The organism is Deinococcus alpinitundrae, from assembly GCF_009982895.1.
In the GTDB taxonomy this organism is placed as follows: domain Bacteria; phylum Deinococcota; class Deinococci; order Deinococcales; family Deinococcaceae; genus Deinococcus; species Deinococcus alpinitundrae.
The window spans coordinates 1-277 of the sequence record NZ_WXZL01000219.1 but is presented as its reverse complement, the minus strand read 5'-3'; the positions used below and the strand labels follow the sequence as shown (position 1 = coordinate 277).

Here is a 277-nt window from a genome sequence, read left to right as displayed (position 1 = left end):
CGATGCCGGGCGCAACGTGCACGAACCGAAACCGCCCGTCCCGGCGGACTCGCCCTTCAGCGCGACGATGGAAGGCCATCACGGCGCCATGCCGCCGGCCCTGCGCCCGGTCTTCTGGGCGCCGGGCTGGAACTCGGTGCAGTCGCTCAACCGCTTCCAGGCGGAAATCGACGGCCCGCTCAAGGGCGGCGAGCCCGGCGTGCGCCTGTTCGAATCCCGGCCGGACGCCGCGCGGCCCTACGACGCATCGATCCCCGCCGCGTTTTCCCCGCGGCCG

The 277-nt window shown here is 73.6% G+C and carries 1 protein-coding gene; it reads left to right on the top strand.

The window, feature by feature from the left end; genetic code table 11:
- Positions 1 to 277, top strand: a 277-nt coding sequence (locus tag GUI70_RS23115; RefSeq protein ID WP_202630591.1) for a hypothetical protein, incomplete at both ends; no start/stop codon positions are given.